Raw genomic sequence first — 23000 nt, 5'->3', positions numbered from 1 at the left:
TGCCAGGGCCTTACTGGGCGGCCGCGAACTGGGCGTTGTACAGGTTGTAGTAGGGCCCGCGCTCGGCCAGCAGCCGCTCGTGGGTGCCGTGTTCGACGATGCGCCCCTTGTCCATCACGACGATCAGATCCGCGTCCCGGATCGTCGAAAGCCGATGCGCGATCACGAAACTGGTGCGATCGCGGCGCAGGGCCGCGGTGGCGTGCTGGACCAGCGACTCGGTGCGGGTGTCGACCGAGCTGGTCGCCTCGTCCAGGATCAGGATCGACGGCTTGGCCAGGAACGCGCGGGCGATCGTGATGAGCTGCTTCTCGCCCGCGCTCACCCCGCCGCCCTCTTCGTCGATGACCGTGTCGTAGCCGTTGGGGAGCGAGTGCACGAACCGGTCGACGTAGGCCGCTCTGGCCGCGGCCTGGATGTCGGCTTCCGGCGCCGTCGGATTGCCGTAGGCGATGTTCTCGCGGATGGTGCCCTTGAACAGCCAGGTGTCCTGCAGCACCATGCCGATGCGCGAGCGCAGGTGGTCGCGGGTGATGGTGGTGATGTCGACGTCGTCGATGGCGATGGTGCCCGCGTCGAGTTCGTAGAAGCGCATCAGCAGGTTCACCAGCGTGGTCTTGCCCGCGCCGGTCGGGCCGACGATGGCGACCACGTGGCCGGGATCGGCCACCAGCGAAAGCCGTTCGATGACAGGGGTTTCCGGGTCGTAACCGAAGGACACCGCCTCGAACTCCACCCGCCCGCGATCCACCGGGCGCGCGATCTCCACCACCGGATCGGGGGTCTGCTCCTCGGCGTCGAGGATCTCGAAGATCCGCTCCGCCGAGGCGACGCCGGACTGCAGCAGGTTCGCCATCGCACCGATCTGGGTGAGCGGCTGACTGAACTGGCGCGAGTACTGGATGAACGCCTGCACGTCGCCGAGCGACAGATTGCCGGTGGCCACCCGCAGCCCGCCGACCAGTGCGATGAACACGAAGTTCACGTTCCCGAGGAACATGATGGCGGGCATGATCAGGCCGGAGATGAACTGCGCCTTGAAGCTCGCGTCGTAGAGCTTGTCGTTGCGCTTGTCGAACTCCTCGCCGACCTCGCGGCCGCGGCCGAACGCGGTGATGATCTCGTGGCCGGTGTAGGCCTCTTCCACCGAGGAGTTCACCTCGCCGGTGAATTTCCACTGGTTGACGAAGTGTGGCTTGGACCGCTTGGCGATCTGCGCGGTGACCACGATCGCGGCGGGCACCGTGAGCAGCGCGATCAGTGCCAGCAGCGGCGAGATCCAGAACATCATGATCAGGATGCCGACCACGGTGAACAGCGAGACCAGCAGCTGGCTCATCGTCTGCTGCAGGCTCTGCGAGACATTGTCGACGTCGTTGGTGACGCGGCTGAGCACGTCACCGCGCGGCGCGGTGTCGAAGTAGCGCAGCGGCAGCCGGTGCAGCTTCTGCTCCACCTCGTCGCGCAGCCGCTTCACGGTGCGGTTGATGGCGATATTGAGCAGATAACCCTGCAGCCAGCCGAAGATCGCGGCGGCCACGTACAGCGCGAGCACGAGCATCAGCACGCGGCCGACGGCGTCGAAGTCGATGCCGGTACCGGGGATCACGTTCATCGCCGAGAGCATGTCGGCGCGGGTGGTCTCGCCCTGGCTGCGTAGCAGCTCGACGGTCTGGTCCTTGGTGAGGCCGGGCTCGAGCTGCTTACCGACGAAGCCGTCGAACACCAGGTTCGTCGCCCTGCCGAGCAGATACGGGCCGAGCGTATTGAGCACCACGGAAGTGATCACCAGCGCGACGATCACACCGACGGTGAACTTCTCGGGGGCCAGCCTGCTCACCAGTCGCTTCAGCGACGGACGGAACGACTTGGCCTTCGTTCCCGGCGCTCCGGGAACGGGTCCACCTGGCCTCATCGGGCTTCCTCCACGCTCAGCTGGGACTCGACGATCTCGCGGTACTCCGAGCAGCGCTGCATCAATTGGTCATGGGTTCCGATGCCGGCCATCGCACCGTCTTCGAGGACGACGATCTGGTCGGCGTCGCGAATCGTCTGAATCCGCTGGGCCACGATGATCACCGACGCGTCGGCGGTCTCGGGCTTGAGCGCGGCGCGCAGCCGGGCGTCGGTGGCGACATCGAGCGCGGAGAACGAATCGTCGAACAGGAAGATCCGCGGCCTGCGCACCAGCGCGCGGGCGATACACAGCCGCTGACGCTGACCGCCCGACACCGTGGTGCCGCCCTGGGCCACCGGAGTGTCGAGACCCTGCGGCATCTCCCGCACGAAGTCGGCCGCCTGGGCGACCTCGAGCGCGTGCCAGAGTTCGTCGTCGGTGGCGTCGGGGTTGCCGTAGCGCAGGTTGGTCGCGATGGTGCCGGAGAACAGATAGGCCTTCTGCGGCACCAATCCGATCCCACTACGCAGAAGTTCGAGGTCGAGGTGGCGTACATCGGTGCCGCCGACGTACACCGCGCCGTCGGTGACGTCGATCAGACGCGGGATCAGGTTGATCAGCGTGGTCTTGCCCGCGCCGGTGGAACCGACGACGGCAGTGGTGGTACCGGGCGACACCTGGAATCGGATACCGCGCAACACCGGCTTCTCCGCGCCGGGGTAGGCGAATTCCGCGAACTGCAGGTCGACCGTGGCCTGGTCGCCCTTGAACGACTGCGGCAACCGCGGCGGGCGCACCGAGGACTCGGTCTCGAGCACCGCGCCGATCCGATCGGCGGAGACGGCCGCGCGCGGGGCCATCATCGCCAGGAACGAGGCCATCATGACGGCCATCAGGATCTGCATGACGTAGGACAGCATCGCGGTGAGCGAGCCGATCTGCATCGTGCCGTTGTCCACATGGTGACCGCCGAACCAGATCACGCCGACAGCGGTGAGATTACTGATCAACATCACGGTCGGGAACATCAGCGCCATCAGCTTGCCGACGCGCAGCGACGCGTCGGTGAGCGCGGTGTTGGCCATCCCGAAGCGCCAGATCTCCTGCCGCTCGCGCACGAACGCGCGGACCACCCTGATACCGGTGATCTGCTCGCGCAGCACGCGGTTGACTCCGTCGATGCGTTCCTGCATCTGCCGGAACCCCGGCACCATCCTGGCCACGATCGTGCCCATGGAGAGGGCGAGGGCGGGCACCGCGATCAGCAGCAACCACGAGAGCCCGAGATCCTCGCGCAGCGCCATGATGACGCCACCGACGCACATGATCGGCGCCATCACCAGGATCGTCACCGACATCACGATGAGCAGCTGGACCTGCTGAATGTCGTTGGTCGAGCGGGTGATCAGCGACGGCGCGCCGAACATCCCCACCTCTCTGGCCGAGAACGTCTCCACCCGGTGCAGCACGCCACCGCGCATGTCGCGACCGGCGCCCATCGCCGCCTGCGCGCCGAAGTACACCGACGCGGCCGAGGCCACGATCTGCACGCAGCTCACCGCGAGCATCCACAGACCGGTGGTCCAGATGAAACCGATGTCGCCCTTGGTGACACCGTCGTCGATCAGATCGGCATTGAGACTGGGCAGGTAGAGCATCGCGATAACCGAGATCAGCTGGAGTACGAGGACACCCGCCAGCTGGGCGCGGTACGGGGCCAGGTAGGTCCGCAGCAGGGTGATCAACATGATGGTCGAAGGCTACAGCGCGCGGGTGAGCAGCACCGAGCACTTTTACCTGCCCTGTGGACAACTCTCAGCCTGTGGACAACTTCATGTGCCTGCGGGTGTACGCGGCTCGCGACGCACCCAGGCGCCGGGGTCGGCGACCAGTTCACCGATGAAACCGGGCAGCCGGTCGGTGGCGACGTCGGCGATGGAGACGTTCTCCAGCACGGCTCGAATATTGACCCGCAGCGCGATCCATACCTGCTGCAGCGGTTCCGCCGCGCCCGGATACCGCACGTCTTCGGGCCGCTGCCCGCGCACCGACGCCAGCGGCGACTCCACGGCGCGGATCACATCGGCCACCGAGATCTCGGTCGCGGGTCTGCCGAGGCGATACCCGCCGTCGGGCCCGCGCCTGCTCAGCACGAGCTCGGCGCGACGCAGTTCGGCCAGCACCGTCTCCAGCACCTTCGGTGGGATCTGTGCGGCGGCGGCGATGGCCTCGGACTTGACGACTCCGTCGGCCGCGGCGAGCTCGAGCAGCGTTCGCACCGCGTAATCGACCCTGGCGGTGATATGCACGGTGTCGAACTTACGCGGTGCTCCTGGATCGAGCGGTCAGCGGCCGGAGGCGGTAGCGAAGCGTCACCACGCGGGCCGCCCGCTCACGCCGAATTGATACAGCCGGTCAGTACGCAGGTTGCCGCGTCGAGGAGGGTCTTCTCGACCAGCTCGTCGGTGGCGCCCGGTGCCAGCTCCGAGGACAGCAGCGCCACCCCGAGCACCTCGATGGCGGCGGCGGCACGCAGCATCGAGTTCTGGGTCGGATCGGGCCCGGCCAGCCACAGCCGCAGCTCACGGGTGGGTTCCATAAGGTCGGGATAGCGATCGGCGATGGCGTTGACGATGGCCGCGGTGTCGCGCACGCAGAGCGCCCCCGCGTCGCGATGGCGGATCATGCCGCGCAGGTAGGTGCGCAGGACCGCGCGAATGCCTTCGTCGTTGTAGGGAACGGCCTCGATGTCCTCGACGATGTCGCGCATGTGATCGATGATCGGATCGATGATCGCCAGAAGCAGATCGAGCTTCGACGCGTAGTGGTAATAGAGCGAAGCCTTCGTGATTCCCACCACATCCGCTACCTCGCGCAGGCTCGTCTGTTCGAAACCCTTGGCGGCGAACAGCTGTACTGCGGCGTCGCGGATCGCCTGTTTAGTACCCCCACCTGCGGTGACGGTGTCGGCGATGTCTCGGGCGGGCATGGCGGCAATCCTCCCATGATTCGGTGTGACGGATCCGGCGCCCCCAATATTGAGGTTGCTCCTCCACTTATCCACTAGGTAGTCTACCTACCGCACGGTAGGCAGAAAACGATGTTGTGGAGGCGGGTCCCGCAGGGGTGGCCCGCGAGTGCTGTCTACGAGCCATGCCACCCACCCGTTCTTCGCGCTAGGAGCACACGCGTGTCCGTATACCTGTACAGATGGGGAAAGTTCGCTTTCCGCCGTAAATGGATTGTCCTGCCGGTCTGGCTACTGCTGTTCGTGCTGCTCGGCGGCCTCGGCGCCACCCTGAGCAAGCCGATGTCCAACGACTTCAGCATGCCCGAGCTCCCGTCGGCCCGCGCCAACGAGATCCTCGACAAGCACTTCGAAGGCATGTCGGAGCAGTTCTCGATGGATGCCGTCACCGGCACCTACGTGATCGGCGCGCCGGAGGGGCAGAAGCTCACCGACCCGGCCAACCGGGCCGCGATCGACGCGTTCATCGCCAAGCTCAACGACCTGTCGATCGTCGATCACGAGAAGAAGCTGGCCAGCCCCATCGCGGCCACCGAGGAGATGGGCTGCCTCGCCGCCCCTGACCCGTCGAAGTGTTCGTCGGCCCCGCTCAACGTGCTGAGCGAGACCGCACCCGGCACCGTCGGCGTGCTCAGCGTCCCGTTCACCATCAAGGCCGTCACCGACGTGACCGACGCCGAGCGCGACACCGCCTTCGAGGTCGGCGCCGAAGCCCGCAACGCCGGGCTGACCGTCGAACTCAGCGGCTCGATCGCGATGAAGCAGGAACAGCCGAGCGGCAAGTCCGAACTGATCGGCATGGGTGTCGCGCTGATCGTGATGGTGGTGGCCTTCGGCGCCATCGTCGCCGCAGTCGTGCCCATCATCACCGCCATCGTCGGCCTCGGCGCGGCGACCTCGCTGATCATGCTCGGCACCTCGGTGATGGAGGTGCCCGGCTTCACCACCTTCCTGGCCTCGATGATCGGTATCGCGCTGTCGATCGACTACGCGCTGTTCATCGTCTCCCGGTACAAACACGAACTGGCCGTGCGTGATTCGGCCGAAGAAGCCGCGGGTACCGCGCTCGGTACCGCCGGTTCGGCCGTGGTGTTCGCCGGTCTCACCGTCATCATCGCGCTCGGCGCGCTCGGCATCGTCGGCGTGGAATTCCTGACCTTCATGGGTCTGGGTGGCGCCATCGCCGCCGCGTTCGCCGTGCTCACCGCCGTCACCTTGATGCCGGCGCTGATGGGCGCCTTCGGCAAGTCGCTGTTCAAGCCGAAGCTGCCGATCGTGGCGCAGCACGATCCCGACGACGACACCTCGGTCACCAACGGCCAGCGTTTCGCCAAGCTGATCGCCAAGGCGCCGTGGGTCGCGCTGATCCTGTCGGTGATCGTGCTCGGCGCGCTCGCCGCGCCCGCCGCCGGCCTGAACCTCGGCCTGCCCGGTGACGACAGCATGCCGAAGACCTCCACCATCCGTAAGGCCTACGACCTGCGGACCGAAGGCTTCGGCGAGGGCAGCAACGGTGTGCTCATGGTGGCCGCTGACCTGAGTGCGACGCCCGAGGGTGAGCGCGAGGCCGCCGTCGGCGCGCTGCGCGCCAAGCTCGAGTCCTACGAGGGCATGGATTACGTCACCGAGCCGATGTGGAGCAAGGACAACCAGGGCGCCATGCTCAACGGTGTCCCGAAGTCCGGTCCGAACAACCAGGACACCAAGGATCTGGTCGCCGAAGCGCGTGGCGCGGAAGCGGATCTGAACGCGCAGTACGGCATGGAGTACGGCATCACCGGCACCACCGCCATCTACGCCGATGTCGACCATGTACTGCTCAGCAAGATCCTGCCGTACCTGGCGATCGTGGCCGGTGCCGCGTTCATCCTGCTGATCCTGGTGTTCCGCTCGATCCTGGTCCCGCTCACCGCCGCACTCGGCTTCCTTTTGTCGATGGGCGCCACCTTCGGTGCGACGGTGCTGATCTTCCAGCAGGGCAAGTTCGGCCTGATCGAAGATCCGCAGCCGCTGGTCAGCTTCCTGCCGATCATGTTGATCGGCTTGGTCTTCGGCTTGGCCATGGACTACCAGGTGTTCCTGGTAACCCGTATGCGCGAGGAATTCGTGCACGGCAAGTCGGCCAAGGACGCGATGGTCGCCGGTTACCACCACGGTGCCCGCGTGGTGACCTCGGCCGCGATCATCATGATCTCGGTGTTCGGCTCCTTCATCCTGGAGACCGACGTCACCGCCAAGTCGTTCGGTTTCGCGCTGGCCGCCGGTGTGGCGATCGACGCGTTCATCGTTCGCATGGTCGTGGTGCCCGCGCTGCTGGTGATCATGGGCAAGTGGGCGTGGTGGATGCCGAAGTGGCTCGACCGCGTCGTGCCCGATATCGACGTCGAGGGTGCGAAGCTCGAGCAGCTGCGTACCGAGAACGTCGAAACGGTGAAGCACCCGGTTTCGGTCGGCTGACCCGAGACCTCGAGCCCGGCCCCGCAATCCGCTACCGGATTGCGGGGCCGTTCGTTTTCGGCATCCGCGCTGCACCGGTGCTTGATATCGCCGTTGCTGGGCACCAGACTCAGGGCTAGTTCGACCCGGCTACACCTCCGATCCGCGCTCCGCACCGATCCACGAGGAGAAGAACCGTGTCCATCTATCTCTACCGGTGGGGCAAGCTGGCCTTTCGCCGCAAATGGATTGTGCTGCCCGTCTGGTTGCTGCTCTTCATGGTGCTCGCGGGGCTGGGATCCTCGTTGCAGAAGCCGATGACCGATGACTTCAGCATGCCGAACCTGCCCTCGGAACGGGCCACCGAAATCCTCGACAAGCACTTCCCCGGTATGTCGGAGGCGTTCGCGTTCGACGCGGTGACCGGTACCTATGTTGTGGGAGCGCCCGCGGGCCAGAAGCTCACCGACCCGGCCAACCGCGCCGCGATCGATGACCTGATCGCCGACCTCGAGCAGCTCGACATCGTCGACCATGCCGAACCGATCGTGAATCCGATCACCGCGACCGAGGAAATGGGCTGTCTCACCGGGCAACCCGATCCGTCGACCTGCAGTGGCGCGCCCCTGAATGTGCTGAACGAGACCGCACCCGAGACCGTCGCGTACTTCAGTGTCCCGTTCGCGATCAAGGACTTCGCCGACATCACCGCCGACGAACGCGAGGCCGCCTACAACGCCGGCGACTCCGCCCGCGCGGCCGGGCTGACGGTCGAGATCAGCGGCACCATCGCGATGGAACAGGAGATGCCGAGCGGCAAGTCCGAGATGATCGGTATGGCCGTGGCATTGGTGGTGATGATCGTGGCGTTCGGCGCCATCGTCGCCGCGTTCGTGCCGATCATCACCGCGATCGTCGGGCTCGGCGCGGCGACCTCGCTGATCTTCCTGTCGACCTCGGTGCTGTCGGTGCCGAGCTTCACCACGTTCCTGGCCTCGATGATCGGCATCGCCCTCTCCATCGACTACGCGCTGTTCATCGTCTCGCGCTACAAACACGAACTGGCGGTGCAGGATTCCGCCGAGGAAGCGGCCGGTACCGCGTTGGGTACCGCGGGCTCGGCGGTGGTGTTCGCCGGGCTCACCGTGATCATCGCGCTGGTCGGGCTGAGCATCGTCGGGGTCAGGTTCCTGACGTTCATGGGTCTGGGTGGCGCCATCGCGGCGGCGTTCGCCGTGCTCACCGCCATCACCCTGATGCCCGCGCTGCTCGGCGCCTTCGGCAAGGCGCTGTTCAAGCCGAAACTGCCGCTGATCGCCCAGCACGATCCCGAGGACGACAGCGTCGTCACCAACGGCACCCGGGTGGCCAGGGGGATCGCCAAGTTCCCCGCGGTCACGATGATCCTGGCCATCGTGGTGCTCGGCCTGCTCGCCGCACCGGCGCTGAACCTGAACCTCGGCCTGCCGGGCGAGGACAGCCTGCCCAAGTCGACCACCGTCCGTAAGGCCTACGACCTGCGCACCGAAGGCTTCGGCGAGGGCAGCAACGGTGTTTTGCAGGTGGCCGTCGACCTCAGCGAAACCCCCGTTGACCAGCGGCAGGCGGCGCTGAATGCCTTGCGCGACAAGCTACAGTCCTACCCCGACATGGATCTGGTCACCGAGCCGCAGATGAGCAAGGACGGCGCGGGCGCCCTGATCAACGGCATACCCAAGACCGGGCCCAACGCGCAGTCGACGAAGGATCTGGTGCAGTCGGCGCGCGCTGCGGAATCCGATCTGAACGAGCAGTACAAGATGTCGTACGGCATCACCGGAACCACCGCCATCTACGCCGACATCGACCATGTCCTGCTGAGCAAGATCGTGCCGTACATGGCGATCGTGGCGGGCGCGGCGTTCATCCTGCTGATCCTGGTGTTCCGGTCCATCCTGGTCCCGCTCACCGCCGCGCTCGGTTTCCTGCTGTCGATGGGCGCCACCTTCGGCGCGACCGTGCTGATCTTCCAGGAGGGCGAGCTCGGGCTGATCAAGGATCCACATCCACTGGTGAGCTTCCTGCCGATCATGTTGATCGGCTTGGTCTTCGGCTTGGCCATGGACTACCAGGTGTTCCTGGTGACCCGCATGCGCGAGGAATACGTGCACGGCGCCGACCCCACCGAGGCCGTGATCAAGGGTTATCACCACGGAGCGCGCGTGGTGACCTCCGCGGCGATCATCATGATCTCGGTGTTCGGTTCGTTCCTGCTGGAATCCGATGTCACCGCCAAGTCGATGGGCTTCGCGCTGGCCGCGGGCGTGGCGTTGGACGCGTTCGTCGTCCGGATGGTGCTCATTCCCGCTTTGCTTGTGCTACTGGGCAAGTGGGCGTGGTGGATGCCGAAGTGGCTGGACCGGATCGTGCCCGATATCGACATCGAGGGCTCCCGGCTGCGCGAGGTCCAGGCCGAACAGCGGCAGGTCGCGCCGCTACCGCAAGGCTGAGCGTCGACGGCCGGGGAACTCGTGTTCCCCGGCCGTCTCGCTACTGACTCGGCTGCGGCACTTGACATTCGGTGACGCGCGGATTGAGCCCGATGTAGTTCGCGGGCCCCGCCGCGGCGGTGACCGCGATGGTCGCCCAGTCCGAACACTGCTTGGGCAGGTGAGCGAAGTGGTGCCGCTGGCCGGCCGCGAGCAGCCCGACAGCGACCCAGCCGAGCACGATGAGAACCAGAAGTTTTCCCCCGAGCCCGATTCCGGACTTCGCGGGTGGCGGCTGTCGCCCGCGCATAATCATCGTTCCTTCCCGGATTCGGTGTAACCCAGTCTATTACGCGAGGAATACACCGCAGGTCGGACGAGGTGAATACCCGACGACAGATCTTGCCGCTACCGGGTGGTCCGCGCTCCCCCGCACCGCGACTTCCGGCTTTCCGGCCGAGCCGCGACAGGTGGGCGGATGCCGTGCCGGATCGCGTTCGCGGTGTGGATTCCGATGGCGAAGTCCTTGAGTTGCTTCAACATATCTCCATGGTCGGACTTCCGTGTCATCGGGAGAAGTGGCATAGATGACGACTATCGCTAAGATTTAGACATGAGGTCTGTCTCCGTGCTGGCGTACGACGGGATGACGGCGTTCGAAACCGGCATCGTCATCGAGGTCTTCGGCCTGACCTGGCCCGATATCGAGCAGCCCTGGTACGAGCTGAAAATCTGCACCGAAACCCCCGAACCCGTCCGCGTGATCGGCGGCGCGACCATGACCAGCCCCTACGGTCTCGCGGAATTCGCCGCCGCCGACACGGTCGTGGTCCCGAGCGTCGCCGACCCGCGCGCGCGGACCTCGCCGGAATTGATCGACGCGCTGCGCCGGGCGCACCGCAACGGCTCCCGGATCGTGTCGATCTGCTCCGGCGCGTTCGCCCTGGCCGCCGCCGGCCTGCTCGACGGCCGCCGGGCCACCACGCACTGGCGATACGCCGACCTGCTGCGCGAGCGCTACCCCCTGGTCGAGGTCGACCCCGAGCCCCTCTACACCGACGAAGGCGACATCCTGACCAGCGCGGGCTGCGCCGCCGGGCTGGACCTGGCGCTCCATCTGGTTCGCAACGACCTGGGCGCGTCCGTCGCCAACGCCGTCGCCCGCCGCCTCGTCATCCAGCCCCACCGCGCGGGCGGCCAAGCTCAATACATCGAATCGCCCATGCCCCCCGAACCCCTCGACGCCCCCATCGCCCGCAGCCTCTCCTGGGCGCTCGAACACCTCGCCGACCCGATCGGCGTACCCGATCTGGCCCGGGTCGCAGGACTCTCACCGCGCACCTACCTGCGCCATTTCGTCCGGGAAACCGGGGCGACGCCGAGCAAATGGCTGATCGCCCAGCGGATTCAGGCGGCACTGGCCATGCTCGAGACCGGCGACGCACCCATCGAGGAAATCGCGACCGCGGCCGGTTTCGCCACCCCGGTCACCTTCCGGCACCATTTCACGCGAGCCGTGCGGACCTCGCCGTCGTCGTACCGGCGCACATTTCGAACAAGAAAAAGCCCCCCACCTGCGTGAACAAGTGAGGGGCTCGTGGCGGTGGCGGAGGGATTTGAACCCTCGGAGGGGGGTTACCCCTCACACGCTTTCGAGGCGTGCTCCTTAGGCCGCTCGGACACGCCACCGCCGACTACGGTACCGGAGTGGGTGCGGGATTGTTAAATCGGCTGGTCAGCGCTGGTTTTTGAAGAAGGTGTCGAGGAGGGCGACACAGTCCGGTTCGAGGATGCCGCCGCGGACTTCGGGGCGGTGGTTGAGGCGGCGATCGCGGACTACGTCCCAGAGCGAGCCGACGGCACCGGTTTTGGGTTCCCAGGCGCCGAACACGACCTTGCCGATTCGCGCCAGCACCAGTGCGCCCGCGCACATCGTGCACGGTTCGAGGGTGACCGCGAGGGTCGCGCCTTCGAGTCGCCAGCCGTCGCCGTGGACTGCCGCGGCCGCGCGCAAGGCCAGGACTTCGGCATGCGCGGTGGGGTCGCCGAGGGCTTCGCGCGCGTTGGTGGCGCGGGCCAGTTCACGACCTTGCGCGTCGAAGACGACGGCGCCGACCGGCACATCGCGCGGGTCGGCGTCGGCTGCGGCCGCCAGGGCGGCGCGCATCATCTCCTCGTCGGTCACCTCGGCATTTTGTCCAGGACCGCGGCGAATTCGTCGGCGAAACCGAGACGCTGGGCGATCATGCCGAGCTGCTCGTCGGGGTAGAGGTCGGTGTCGGCGATGATCACGCTGAGAACCGGTTCGGGCAGGCCCAGGTCGGCCAGGACGCCCAGGTCGCCCTCCTCCCACGGTTCGACGTCGTCGAGATCGTCGGGGTCGATGTCGGGGATCTCGACATTGAGCGCGTCGAGGACGTCGGCGGCGATGTCGTAGTCGATCGCCGCGGTGGCGTCGGAGACGAGCAGACGGGTGCCGCTCGGCGCGGGACGCAACACGATGAAGAATTCGTCATCGACGTCGATCAGGCCGAACACCGCACCTGAGCTGCGCAAAGCCTTCAGTTCGGTCTCGGCGGCCGACAGATCGTGCAGGGCATCGGAGCTGAGCGGGCTGACCCGCCATGTGCCTTCTTCGCGGACCACGGCCACTGCGAACCCTTCGACGTCGAAGTCGTCATCCGACGTCGCCCTGTTCGTGCCCGAGCGCTGTGCTGCCATGGACCAAACGGTAGTCTGTCCCACCCCTAATGATGAACTCGTGTGCCAATCTGTTCGGATGAGCATCGACGAGCGTGGGGCTGTGTGCGTCCTCGGGACCGGCCTGATCGGCGGTTCGCTGCTGCGCGCCGCCGTCGCGGCGGGGTACCGGGCGTTCGGCTACAACCGCTCCGAATCCGGCGTCTCCGCGGCGTGTCAGGACGGTTTCGAGGTGTCCGGCGACCTGTCCGCGGTGCTGGTCCGCGCTGCCGAGCTGGACGCGCTGCTGGTGATCGCGGTGCCGATGCCCGCGGTCGAACACCTGCTGGCCGACATCGCCGTGCTCGCGCCCGGGTGCCCGCTGACCGATGTGGTGAGCGTGAAGGGGCCGGTGCTGGACGCGGTGCGAAAGCACGGACTCGAGTCCTTGTACGTAGGCGGGCATCCGATGACGGGAACATCCCAATCCGGTTGGGCTGCCACTGATTCCGATCTTTTCCAGGGTGCGGTCTGGGCGGTCGGAGTGGACGAGGGCACGCGGGTGCAACCGTGGTCGCGGGTGGTGCGGCTCGCGCTGGACTGTGGTTCGGTGGTGGTACCGGTGCTCGCCGAGGAACACGATCGAGCTGTCGCGCGGATCTCGCACCTGCCGCATGTGCTGGCCGAAGCGCTGGCCGCGGCGGGGGCCGCGGGCGGGAAGCTGGCGCTGGGCCTGGCGGCGGGCTCGTTCCGGGACGGTACCCGCGTCGCGGGTACCGCGCCCGACCTCGTGCGTGCCATTTGCGAGCCGAACGCGACCGCGCTGGAACGGGTGCTCGACGAGGCCATCGAGACACTCGTCACTGCCCGCGAATCCCTGCGCGCGGACAGCCGTCTCGGCGAACTCGTCGAGACGGGTTTCCGCGGCCGCACCGCCTACGACGACCGCACGACCTGGAACATCACCGGCATCACGCCCGGCGCCGGCGACTGGCTCGGTGAACTTCACCGCGCCGGTCGTGACGGTGGGGTGCTCCGCGCGCTCTGAGTACCTCTCGCGAGATCAGGCGCGTTCGGCCAGCCCCGGGTAGTCGAGGACGAAACCCTCCGGATCGACCGTCAGGGTGGCGCTCGAGACCGGCGAGAGGACGTTGATCCCGTCGGACGCGCTCGAGTAGATGAGCTCGGCCTCCTGCACCAGCAGGTCGGGTAGTCGCACGTAGACGACGGGGACCTGGACGTCGCCGACGGCGTTCTGCAGGCCGAACCGGCGGATCGGCAGGGTGTTGAAGAACGGGCTCAGCACCACGTCGACGTCGAGGGCGCCGCCGAAGGTGGAGCGCACGTGCGTGCCGCCCGCGTCGACGAGCCAGTAGTTCTCCTCGTCGCGCGAGATCGAGGCATGGCGTTCACCGGCCGCCGTGGTGGTACGCAGCGACAACCGTCGCGTCGCGCCCGCTTCGTCGGTGACCAGGTCGTACGACGCGCTGAATGCCGGGTGCTCATCGCCGGCGCAGCCGATCATCCGGCCCGCCGCCCTGATCCGATTGCCGTTCACCGTCACCCGCACCGATTCCATGCGGGTGTTGTCGTGGGCACGCCAGGTGAGCACCGCAGGCCACCGGGAGGCAGGTCTGATCTCGGTGGGGCCGTCGGCCGGGCCCGGGGCTGGGGTCGTCACCTCTCTACGGTAAGCGACACCAGCCCCGGCGCTGCACAACACGGGCGCATCACACCAGCGAATCCCGCCATGCGGCGTGCAATCCTGCGAAGCGGCCCTGGCCCGCGATCAACTCGGCCGGTGCGCCGTCCTCCACGATCCGGCCGCCGTCGAGCACCAGCACCCGGTCGGCAATGGCCACGGTGGACAGCCGGTGGGCGATGATCACGGCCGTGCGGTCGCGCAGCAGGGTCTCCAGCGCGTGCTGCACCAGCCGCTCACCGGGGATATCCAGGCTGGAGGTGGCTTCGTCGAGGACGATCACCGCAGGATCGGCCAGGAACACCCGTGCGAACGCCACCAGCTGACGCTGGCCCGCCGAGAGCCTGCCGCCGCGCGTGCGCACGTCGGTGGCGTAGCCGTCGGGAAGCCCGCCGACGAAGGCGTCCAGCCCCACCGCGCGCGCGGCCGCGGCGACCTCGGCGTCGGTCGCCTCGGGCCTGCCGAGCCGGATGTTGTCGGCGATGGTGCCGGAGAACAGGTATGCCTCCTGCGTGATCATCACGACGTGCCTGCGCAGCTCGACATCGGCCAGGTGGCGCAGATCCACGTCGTCGAGCGTGATGACGCCACCGCTCGGGTCGTAGAACCGGGTGAGCAGTTTCGCCAGCGTCGACTTGCCCGCACCGGTGGCACCGACGAGCGCCACCACCTGTCCGGCCGGGATCTCCAGGTCGAATTCCGGCAGCACCGACGTGGTGTTGTAGCCGAACCAGACCTGGTCCATCCGCACCGCACCGGTCGCCCGCTCGAGTGTCACCGGGCGTTCGGGTTCGGCGACCGCCGGTTCCTCCTCGAGCACGCCGGAGATCTTCTCCAGCGCCGCGGCGGCGGACTGGTAGGAGTTGAACACCTGCGCGAGTTCGTCGAGGGGACCGTAGAACTGGTCGAGGTAGAGCAGGTACGCGGCGAGTACACCGATCGCGAGGTTGCCCTCCATCACCTGCCAGGCGCCGACCAGCAGCACGATCACCGTGGTCAGCTTGCCGATGAAGTTGGAGAGCCCGACGTAGTCGCCCATCCCGCGGACCGCGGTGGTCGTCGCCTTCTGGTACGCCGAATCCTCGACGCCGAGGACCTCCTCGTTGCGATGTTCGCGCCGGAACGCCTGCACCGCCCGCATGCCGCTCATCGACTCGACGAACTGCACGACAACGCGCGAGATCGCCCCGCGCGTGCGCCGGTAGCCCGCGCGCTGACGCCGCTGCGCCCACCGGGTGACCAGCACCAGCGGCACGAACCCGATCAGCACGATCGAGGCGAGCAGCGGGTCGAGCCAGATCAGCAGGGCCGCGATGGTCACCACCGAGATCACCGCGCTCAGCGCCTGATTCAGCGCGCCTTCGAGCAGTTCCTGGAGTGCTTCGATATCGCTGGTGAGCCGGGTGACGACCTTGCCCGAGGTGTACTTCTCGTGAAACGACACGCTCAATCGCTGCGTGTGCCGGAACGCGCGCACCCGCAGGTCGAACAGCACCCGCTGACTCAGCGACCCGGAGGCCCGCAGGAAGGCGAACGTGGTGAGCCCCGACAGCAACGTCACCGCGACGAATCCGGCGACGGTCGCGATCATCGGCGTCCAATTGCCCTGGCGACCTTGGCTGATGCCGTGGTCGAGCCCGTAGGCGATGAACAGCGGCAGCGACACCTTGGCCGCGTTGTCGAGCAGGATCAGGACGAAGGTGAGAATCGCCTGCTTGCGGTAGGGCCGCACCAGATCGAGGAGCAATCGCCGGGATCGCCCGGCCAGCACCAGGTTTCCGGTCCCGGTGACGGCGTCGTCCTCCTTGGCGATACCGCGCCAGTCGGCCGCCAGATCGGACTTCTCCTCCGGCACTTCCTTTTCCGTCGTCACCGTCTCGGTGCTCATGCTTCACCTCCCATCAGTTCGCGGTAGTGGCTGCTCGTGCGCAGCAGTTTCTCGTGGCTGCCCTCGGCGACGATGCGTCCGTCGGCGAGCAGCGCGACGCGGTCGGCCAGCGCGGCAGTGGACGGCCGGTGCGCGACGAGCAGAGTGGTAGCGCCGGAGAGCACCGCCCGCAGCTGATCCTGCACGCGCTCTTCGGTTTCCACGTCCAGCGCCGACAGCGGGTCGTCGAGGACCATGATCCGGCCGTGGGCGGCGGTGTCGCCGGTGAGCACAGCTCTGGCCAGGGCCAGACGCTGACGCTGGCCGCCCGACAGACTCATGCCCTGCTCACCGATGCGGGTGTCGAGCCCCCACGGCAACGCGTCGACGAATTCGCTCGCCTGCGCGATATCGAGCGCCTGCCGCACGTCGACGTCGGTGGCACGCGCGTCGCCCAGCGCCACGTTCTCGCGCACGCTGGCCGAGAACAGCACCGGTTCCTCGAAGGCCACCGTCACCACCCGGCGCAGCTCCGCCAGGCGCAGCGAGGCGATGTCGACACCGTCGATGGTGATCCGGCCGCCGCTGACGTCGTAGAGCCGGGGAATCAGCTCGAGCAGCGCGGTCTTGCCGCTACCCGTCGCGCCGACGAGCGCGACCGTCTCCCCCGGCCGGATCCGCAGCGAGATCTCTTCCAGCACGGTGTGTTCCGGACCGCCCCCGGATCGCGGGTAGGCGAAGCGGACCCGGTCGATGACCAGTTCCCCGCGCAGCGGATCAGGTAGTTCCGCCGGGTGTGGCGGGTCGGTGATGTCGAGCGGGGTGTCGATGATCTCCCAGAATCGATCGGCCGCGGTGCGCGCCTCGAACAGCTCCGACAGCAGGAAGCCGAGCCAGATGATCGGCCACTGCAGGAACGTGGCCAGCGTGATGCTCGCGACCAGCGTGCCGATCGTCATCGAGCCGTGCACCACCGAGTAGCCACCCACCCCGAGCGACACCGCGATCGACACGGTCGGCAAGGTCACCAACGCCGCCCACAGCGTGGCGTCCAGGCGCACCTTCTCCATTTCCGTGCGCTGCAGCTCGCGCGAGAGCGCGGTGAAACGCGTCCCGAAGAAGCGGCCGCGCCCCAGCGCCTTGAGCACCCGCACACCCTGCGCCGATTCCTGGGCGATGGTGGCCAGGTCGCCGGACTGGTCCTGCGAACGCCGCGAGGCCACCTCGAAGCGGCGGACGAAGCGCGCGCAGAACAGCGTCAGCGGCAGGGAGGTCACCGTGAAGATCAGTCCCACTTGCCAGTTCATCGCGAACAACACGATCAGCCCGGTGGGCATGATCACCCCGTTGACGATGAGGAACGGACCGGCGAACGCGACGAACCGCCGCAGCACCGACAGATCGTCGATGGCGCGCGAGAGCAGCTGACCCGACTGCCAGCCGTCGTGGCGGCCGATCGAGAGGGCCTGCAGTTGCGTGAAAAGCTTGGCGCGCATGGTGATTTCGAACATCGTCGAGGGCTTGGACACCAGCCATCGCCTGCCCCACATACCGAACGATTCGAGTGATCCGAGCAGGAAGATCAGCGCGACCGGCGCCAGCAGACCGACGAAATCGCGCCGCGCTATCGGCCCGTCGACCACCCGTGCGATGACGAGCGGGATCGCGATCGCGGTGCTCGCGGTGACGATCGCCAGCGCGTTGGCCAGCAGCAGCGGCACCCGGTAGGGCCGGAGAAAGGGCAGAAATCGCCGCAGCGACCGCATTCCCCCACGCGACTGCGGCGACGGCCGCTCCGATCTGTCGGCCTCCGATTCGGCGGCCGCCAGCTCTGATGTGACAGACAAAACTCCCCCTTGATGTCCGGTCGGCTGGGTTGGTTTTCCGGTACGGACGCCAGGTGATGTTCGCACTTGGGTCCGACAAGTTCGGCCCATCAAGAGTCCCAGAGCACCCCCACCCCCGGCCACCGATTTTCCTCGGCCCGAGCCCACCCGTCTACCCCCTGCCGAGCCACACGGCACCCGACGTCGGGAAGGATTCGTTCGCGGCCCGCACCTGTTCAGGGGACCGATACAATTCGCCCCAGGCGCGAGGGAACGGGTCGCTGAAGAGCGGACCACCCGGTGGCCGCTAACCCGAGCGCGCCGGCGCTCCGAAAAACACAGGAGTCTCGTTGTCGCGGATGGTCGGGTTGTTCGCCGGGATCGGCGGGCTCGAACTCGGTCTGAGCAGGCATGGTTGGGCGTCGGAGCTGCTGTGTGAGATCGACCCCGGTGCCCAGGGTGTCCTCGCGGCGCGGTTCCCCGACACCGACCTGCACGGCGACATCACCCGCCTGCGGTCGCTCCCCGCGGGCACCGAGCTGGTCGCGGCGGGTTTCCCGTGCCAGGACCTCTCACAAGCCGGGCGCACCGCAGGCATCACCGGTCGTCGATCCGGCCTGGTCGATGAGGTGTTCCGCCTCGTGCGCAGGCAGCGCGGACCGCGGTGGCTGTTGATCGAGAATGTCCCGTTCATGCTGCAGCTGGGTCGCGGCGCGGCCATGCGCCACATCACCGCCGCGCTGGAAGAGCTCGGGTACGCCTGGGCCTATCGGGTCGTCGACGGTCGCGCGTTCGGCTTGCCGCAACGACGTCAGCGCGTGCTGATGCTGGCTTCGCGCACCGAGGACCCCCGCCAGGTGCTGTTCGGCGACGACGCCGGTCCCCGCGACTACGGCGATCCGGACTGCGATCCGTGCGGCTTCTACTGGACCGAGGGTGTGCGCGGCCTCGGCTGGGCGGTGAACGCGGTGCCGACCCTCAAGGGCGGTTCCGGTCTCGGCATCGCCAGTCCGCCCGCGGTCCGGTTGCCCGCGGGCGAGATCGTGACGCCGGGGATCGTCGACGGCGAACGATTACAGGGGTTCGACGCCGACTGGACCGCCCCCGCCCTCGATGTTCCCGGCGTGCGCCACGGTCATCGCTGGAAACTGGTGGGCAACGCGGTGAGCGTGCGGATGGCGAACTGGGTCGGCGAACGCCTGGCCGCGCCGTCGGACCCGCTGACCGTGGGAGAGCCGATAGCCGCGGGCCAGCCGTGGCCGAGCGCCGCCTGGGGACACGCGGGCGTCGTGCACCGCGTCCCCCTCTCGACCTGGCCGGTCCACGAGCCCTACGAGGACCTGAAGAACTTCCTCACCGAGCCCCGCCTGCTCTCTCCCCGCGCGACGGCAGGATTCCTGCGCCGCACCGAGATGGGAAGCCTGCGCTTCCCGCCCGGATTCCTCGACGACGTCCGGGATCACCTCGACCGCATGGGCGGCTGGGCGGCATGAGCGCGCGGCGGGCAGACAACCGGGAATCGCCCGACGAGTCCGCCGCCTCGTCGACGTCATCCGCTGCGCGCAAGCTCGTCACCGACGCCGCCACAAGCGCGCGCATGTCCAAGCAGCGACGCGCTGATACCGCTCCCGAGCTGGCACTACGCCGCGAATTGCACCGGGCGGGCCTGCGCTATTTCGTCGACCGTCCGCCCATCAAAGGTCAGCGCCGCCGCGCGGATGTGGTGTTTCCACGACTGCGCATCGCCGTCTACGTCGACGGCTGTTTCTGGCATCGCTGCCCTGACCACGCGACCGATCCGAAGAACAACGCGCAGTGGTGGGCCGACAAGCTGGCAGGCAATGTCGCCCGCGATCGCGCCACCGACATCGCCTTGACAGCGGCGGGCTGGGCGGTCATCCGGGTGTGGGAGCACGAAGATCCGCAGGCGGCGGCCGAGCGGATCACCGCACTGGTGAAACGCTCCAAACCTGACCGGTGACTATCGAGTTCTTCAGCGACGACGCGGACTGCGTTCGGCGCGAACCCGCACCCGTGCGCGCGACGAATCCGCCGCGACGAATCCGGACACGGCCAGCGCGAGGATCGTGGCAAAACCTGCCAGCGCGATCATGTAGCTCATCGAGGACCTCTCCGTTGGTTACCAACCACCCTGCACGGCGAACCTGACAGCAACCTGTGCGTGCCTGTGATGCCACGATGAAACCACGTCCCCGCTTTCGACGCGCCTGATCCGGGCGGTGGCGGCCGGACACGCACAATGGTCGGTGTGACCGAATTCGCACGGCACACCCGTGGCTACTCGTTGCTGATCGCGCTCGCGATCGCGATCGCGGGCCTGTGCTACTCGTCCTGGCTGCTGGAATTCGCGCTGCCGATCGACACCGACCCGGTCAACGACTTCCTCAGCGAACTCGACGCCGAGGGCAAGCCCTACCGTGAGGTGTTCGGCACCGCCGACACCGTGGTCGGCCTGTTGCTGATCCCCGCGGCGCTGGGTGGACTGCTCGTTTTCCGGCGCCGCCGGCTGACCACGATCGGCTGGACAGCGCTGTTGTGTTTCGGCGCGTCCACCATCGCCGACGCCCTGCTCCCGCTCCACGACTGCGCCCCGGGAGACAGCGCGTGCGGCGGCGACAGCGGACTGTTTCCGCAACTGCATCAACCGCACGCGCTCACGAGCACACTGGCCGTCACCTCGATCGCGGTGGCGGCGTTCGCCTTCAGCGCCGCCGCCTACCGCTACCACCGCTGGCGGATCCTGCGGGAATTCGGTGTCGCCGTACTGGTTCTCGGGTCGGCGGCGACCATCTGGATGATGGTCGCCGACAACCTGTCCGGCTCCTACGCGCTCGGCATAGCCCAGCGAATCCAGGTCGGAACCATGTCGCTGTGGTTGCTCGCCCTGGCCACCGCGGTACTCGTCGAAGCCCGCGAGTGGACTACTTGACGGTGATCTTCACCGTGTAGCCGTCGATCTTCGCCGGCAGCTCGGTGGTATCCACCGCGAGCACCTCACCGATGTCCTGTGCGCCGTTGGGCAGCGTCTTGGGCTTCAGCCCGAACGGGGGCTGTTCACCCTGACTGGCGGCCAGGCCGAAGTCGCTGTCGTTGGCGATGTAGATGGTCTTGCCGCCGTCGAGCGTGGCGATGCCCTCGATCTTGTCGTGACCGAAGAACCTGCCCTTCTCGTCGAGTGCGGCGACCAGCGCGGAGAGGTCGAGGTTGCTCTTCTTCGCGACCGGGGTGACACCCGCCTTGGTCAGCGCGGCGACGGCTTCGGTGGTCGGGGTGACCCCGATCAGCGTCTCCAGGGGCTTGCCGTCGATCAGCAGGCCGCCCTTCTCGGCGTCATAAGTCGCGCCCGGCACGGCGGACTGCGGGCCGACATCGGTCGCGCCCGCGATGTCGATGGTCCAGATCTTCTTGTCCGACTTGGGCGCGAGGTTGCCGTCACGCTCGTCGACCAGGAACGTGGTGGCGCTCAGCGCGGTGATCTCCGAGACCGCGACCTTCGACTGCTTCGGGTTTTCCAGCGGGTACAGGAATTCCTTCTGCGCCTTGGTCTTCAGATCGACGGTCACGATCCGCGCGAACGGCACCTCCTTGGCCGAGCCGCTCAGTCCGGGGGTGTTGAGCGCGCTCTGCACCATGCCGACCAGGGTGCTGCCGTCGGGAGTGATGGTCAGCCCCTCCATGCCCTGGTTGGGTGTGCGCAGCGCGATCTCCTTCGGCAGGCCGCTGCCGGGCGCGAGCCGCTCGATCTCGGTGCCCGTGGCATCGAAATGCACCAGGAACGGACCGTATTCGTCGGAGATCCAGAAGGTGCCGTCGGCCAGTGCGACGAGGCCTTCGGGATCGATGCCGTGATCGGTGGGCGGCAGGACATTGCCCTGGAGGTCCTTGATGGTCTCGCCGGTGCTGGCCGAGGTGTCGACCTGCCCGTTGAACGGCACGCCCGACTTGCTCCGCAGCTCGATGCTCGACTGCAGCACGGCCTTGGTGTCGACCAACTTGAACCGGCCGATCTTGGGCACGAAACCCGGTGTGGGCGAGAGCTTCTCGTTCTTAGCCGGACCGTCGACGTTCGGGCCGCGGTCGGTGAGCCCGTAGAACTCGTCGGCGCTACCGGGCACCGCGGTCCAGGCCGAGCCGAACCCACTGCCCTGCACCGTGGTGCCACCGAACTCGCCGAGCACCGGAATATCGGTCGTGTAGAGGCGAACCGCGTCGGTGGTGGTGACGGTGAACTGGTCGAGACCGGTGTAGCCGGCGCTCGGGGTGTAGACGTAGGCGCCGTCGGCCCGGCGGGTGACATTGCCGTGCTCGGGCTCGAGGCTGACCCCCAGCACCGCGCTGGTACCCGCCTTGGCGACCAGGTCGTCGAGCGAGATCACCAGCGGCTGGTCCTTGCCCGCGGTGAAGCCGGCCGCGGATTCCGGCGACGAGCAGCCCGCCACCACGGCGGCGGCGCACAACGCGGCGGTGAGAGGGAAAAGACGAAGACCTGGACGCACGTTCATTTGCCATGCATACCGTCGTGATCCGACCACGAGACGACGGGGAAATGAATTGTCCTCCACCACGCGGTGGACCATTCTGGCAACCATGACCACAACTCGGGTGAACATTTCCTCAGCCTCCGATTTCGAAGATGTCGTCGGGTATTCGCGAGCGGTACGAGTCGGCGACCAGGTAATCGTCAGCGGTACCACCGCCGCTGTCGCCGGTGGTGGCGCTGTCGGCGGCGACGATATCGGCGCCCAGACCCGTGAGGTCCTGGCTCGCGTCGCCGCCGCGCTGGAGCAGGCCGGGGCAAGCGTGCGCGACGTGGTGCGCACGCGCATGTTCGTCACCGATATCGCCCGCTGGCCCGAGGTCGCGGCCGCCCATGCCGAAGTGTTCGGCACGATCCGCCCCGCGGCCTCCATGTATGAGGTCACCGCGCTGATCGCCCCTGACCTGCTGGTGGAGATCGAGGCCGACGCGATCATCGCTAGCTGAATCGTCACACGGAGCCGCTCCGGCGATCCGGCGTCGACGGCCGATCATCCCCAGTTGTCCACAGGTTCGGAGTTGTCCACAGAGCAGGTTCGA

Annotated in this window: 20 protein-coding genes and 1 tRNA gene; 8 read left to right on the top strand and 13 right to left on the bottom strand. The window is 67.4% G+C overall.

What is annotated here, in order from left to right:
• Window positions 1-10 precede the first annotated feature (10 nt).
• The 4 genes from ACWFRF_RS27690 to ACWFRF_RS27675 all read right to left on the bottom strand — a co-directional run bounded on the left by ACWFRF_RS27690 (window position 11) and on the right by ACWFRF_RS27675 (window position 4886).
• On the bottom strand, window positions 11-1915 hold the full coding sequence (locus ACWFRF_RS27690) for an ABC transporter ATP-binding protein (protein ID WP_452452990.1): 1905 nt from the start codon (window positions 1913-1915) through the stop codon (window positions 11-13).
• Window positions 1912-3645, bottom strand: a complete 1734-nt coding sequence (locus ACWFRF_RS27685) for an ABC transporter ATP-binding protein (RefSeq protein WP_378994454.1) — start codon at window positions 3643-3645, stop codon at window positions 1912-1914. Before ACWFRF_RS27685 ends, ACWFRF_RS27690 begins: the two co-directional genes overlap by 4 nt.
• 84 nt (window positions 3646-3729) lie before the next feature.
• Window positions 3730-4206: an RrF2 family transcriptional regulator gene (locus tag ACWFRF_RS27680; RefSeq protein WP_358102957.1), complete on the bottom strand. Its 477-nt coding sequence runs from the start codon at window positions 4204-4206 to the stop codon at window positions 3730-3732.
• A gap of 83 nt (window positions 4207-4289) precedes the next feature.
• Window positions 4290-4886, bottom strand: a complete 597-nt coding sequence (locus ACWFRF_RS27675) for a TetR/AcrR family transcriptional regulator (protein WP_379313779.1) — start codon at window positions 4884-4886, stop codon at window positions 4290-4292.
• Between the two features lie 201 nt (window positions 4887-5087).
• Between ACWFRF_RS27675 and ACWFRF_RS27670 the strand changes: the two genes are divergently transcribed.
• Both ACWFRF_RS27670 and ACWFRF_RS27665 read left to right on the top strand, forming a co-directional pair.
• On the top strand, window positions 5088-7382 hold the full coding sequence (locus ACWFRF_RS27670) for an MMPL family transporter (RefSeq protein WP_452452987.1): 2295 nt from the start codon (window positions 5088-5090) through the stop codon (window positions 7380-7382).
• Between the two features lie 176 nt (window positions 7383-7558).
• Window positions 7559-9850 carry an MMPL family transporter gene (locus ACWFRF_RS27665; protein ID WP_379317479.1) on the top strand — a complete coding sequence of 764 codons (2292 nt, stop codon included), beginning with the start codon at window positions 7559-7561 and terminating at the stop codon, window positions 9848-9850.
• Window positions 9851-9890: 40 nt separating this feature from the next.
• On the opposite strand, the gene ACWFRF_RS27660 is transcribed toward ACWFRF_RS27665, so the two are convergent.
• Window positions 9891-10139: a hypothetical protein gene (locus tag ACWFRF_RS27660; RefSeq protein WP_378638529.1), complete on the bottom strand. Its 249-nt coding sequence runs from the start codon at window positions 10137-10139 to the stop codon at window positions 9891-9893.
• 303 nt (window positions 10140-10442) lie between these two features.
• On the opposite strand from ACWFRF_RS27660, the gene ACWFRF_RS27655 reads away from it, so the two are divergent.
• On the top strand, window positions 10443-11411 hold the full coding sequence (locus ACWFRF_RS27655; RefSeq protein ID WP_379318168.1) for a GlxA family transcriptional regulator: 969 nt from the start codon (window positions 10443-10445) through the stop codon (window positions 11409-11411).
• A 16-nt stretch (window positions 11412-11427) separates the two neighbouring features.
• Here ACWFRF_RS27655 and ACWFRF_RS27650 read toward each other — a convergent pair.
• The 3 genes from ACWFRF_RS27650 to ACWFRF_RS27640 all read right to left on the bottom strand — a co-directional run bounded on the left by ACWFRF_RS27650 (window position 11428) and on the right by ACWFRF_RS27640 (window position 12550).
• Window positions 11428-11518: transfer RNA gene (locus ACWFRF_RS27650), tRNA-Ser, on the bottom strand.
• A 46-nt stretch (window positions 11519-11564) separates the two neighbouring features.
• The gene (locus tag ACWFRF_RS27645) at window positions 11565-11999 is read right to left on the bottom strand and encodes a nucleoside deaminase (RefSeq protein ID WP_378638685.1); all 435 of its coding nucleotides are present in this window, start codon (window positions 11997-11999) and stop codon (window positions 11565-11567) included.
• An 11-nt stretch (window positions 12000-12010) separates the two neighbouring features.
• Window positions 12011-12550 carry a tRNA adenosine deaminase-associated protein gene (locus ACWFRF_RS27640; RefSeq protein WP_378638527.1) on the bottom strand — a complete coding sequence of 180 codons (540 nt, stop codon included), beginning with the start codon at window positions 12548-12550 and terminating at the stop codon, window positions 12011-12013.
• A gap of 58 nt (window positions 12551-12608) precedes the next feature.
• On the opposite strand from ACWFRF_RS27640, the gene ACWFRF_RS27635 reads away from it, so the two are divergent.
• Complete coding sequence (locus ACWFRF_RS27635; RefSeq protein WP_452452985.1) at window positions 12609-13556, top strand: prephenate dehydrogenase; 948 nt, start codon at window positions 12609-12611, stop codon at window positions 13554-13556.
• A gap of 15 nt (window positions 13557-13571) precedes the next feature.
• Here ACWFRF_RS27635 and ACWFRF_RS27630 read toward each other — a convergent pair whose 3' ends face one another.
• The 3 genes from ACWFRF_RS27630 to ACWFRF_RS27620 are packed head-to-tail and all read right to left on the bottom strand — an operon-like array spanning window position 13572 to window position 17924.
• A complete protein-coding gene (locus ACWFRF_RS27630) occupies window positions 13572-14189 on the bottom strand; it encodes a putative glycolipid-binding domain-containing protein (protein WP_378994471.1) in 618 nt (205 codons plus the stop codon).
• 49 nt (window positions 14190-14238) lie between these two features.
• Window positions 14239-16098 carry an ABC transporter ATP-binding protein gene (locus ACWFRF_RS27625; RefSeq protein ID WP_378994473.1) on the bottom strand — a complete coding sequence of 620 codons (1860 nt, stop codon included), beginning with the start codon at window positions 16096-16098 and terminating at the stop codon, window positions 14239-14241.
• A complete protein-coding gene (locus ACWFRF_RS27620; protein WP_452452983.1) occupies window positions 16095-17924 on the bottom strand; it encodes an ABC transporter ATP-binding protein in 1830 nt (609 codons plus the stop codon). The genes ACWFRF_RS27625 and ACWFRF_RS27620 overlap by 4 nt, the downstream gene beginning before the upstream one ends.
• A 338-nt stretch (window positions 17925-18262) precedes the next feature.
• Here ACWFRF_RS27620 and ACWFRF_RS27615 point away from each other — a divergent pair, with 338 nt between their 5' ends.
• Together ACWFRF_RS27615 and ACWFRF_RS27610 are read left to right on the top strand one after the other, a co-directional pair.
• Window positions 18263-19396 (top strand): DNA cytosine methyltransferase, encoded by a 1134-nt coding sequence (locus ACWFRF_RS27615; RefSeq protein ID WP_378638684.1) that lies wholly within the window; start codon window positions 18263-18265, stop codon window positions 19394-19396.
• Window positions 19393-19884, top strand: a complete 492-nt coding sequence (locus tag ACWFRF_RS27610; protein WP_452452981.1) for a very short patch repair endonuclease — start codon at window positions 19393-19395, stop codon at window positions 19882-19884. Before ACWFRF_RS27615 ends, ACWFRF_RS27610 begins: the two co-directional genes overlap by 4 nt.
• Before the next feature lie 12 nt (window positions 19885-19896).
• Here ACWFRF_RS27610 and ACWFRF_RS27605 read toward each other — a convergent pair whose 3' ends face one another.
• The gene (locus ACWFRF_RS27605) at window positions 19897-20025 is read right to left on the bottom strand and encodes a hypothetical protein (protein ID WP_378994478.1); all 129 of its coding nucleotides are present in this window, start codon (window positions 20023-20025) and stop codon (window positions 19897-19899) included.
• Window positions 20026-20172: 147 nt separating this feature from the next.
• Between ACWFRF_RS27605 and ACWFRF_RS27600 the strand changes: the two genes are divergently transcribed.
• Window positions 20173-20853, top strand: a complete 681-nt coding sequence (locus tag ACWFRF_RS27600; RefSeq protein ID WP_378994480.1) for a DUF998 domain-containing protein — start codon at window positions 20173-20175, stop codon at window positions 20851-20853.
• On the opposite strand, the gene ACWFRF_RS27595 is transcribed toward ACWFRF_RS27600, so the two are convergent.
• Window positions 20846-22426 carry an esterase-like activity of phytase family protein gene (locus ACWFRF_RS27595; RefSeq protein ID WP_452452978.1) on the bottom strand — a complete coding sequence of 527 codons (1581 nt, stop codon included), beginning with the start codon at window positions 22424-22426 and terminating at the stop codon, window positions 20846-20848. The genes ACWFRF_RS27600 and ACWFRF_RS27595 overlap by 8 nt on opposite strands.
• Before the next feature lie 85 nt (window positions 22427-22511).
• Between ACWFRF_RS27595 and ACWFRF_RS27590 the strand changes: the two genes are divergently transcribed.
• Window positions 22512-22907 carry a Rid family hydrolase gene (locus ACWFRF_RS27590; protein ID WP_452452976.1) on the top strand — a complete coding sequence of 132 codons (396 nt, stop codon included), beginning with the start codon at window positions 22512-22514 and terminating at the stop codon, window positions 22905-22907.
• Window positions 22908-23000: the final 93 nt, after the last annotated feature.

This window comes from Nocardia sp. NPDC055165 (assembly GCF_053606985.1).
Note: the sequence above shows the minus strand (reverse complement) of the source record. Positions and strands in the feature narration are given on the sequence as shown.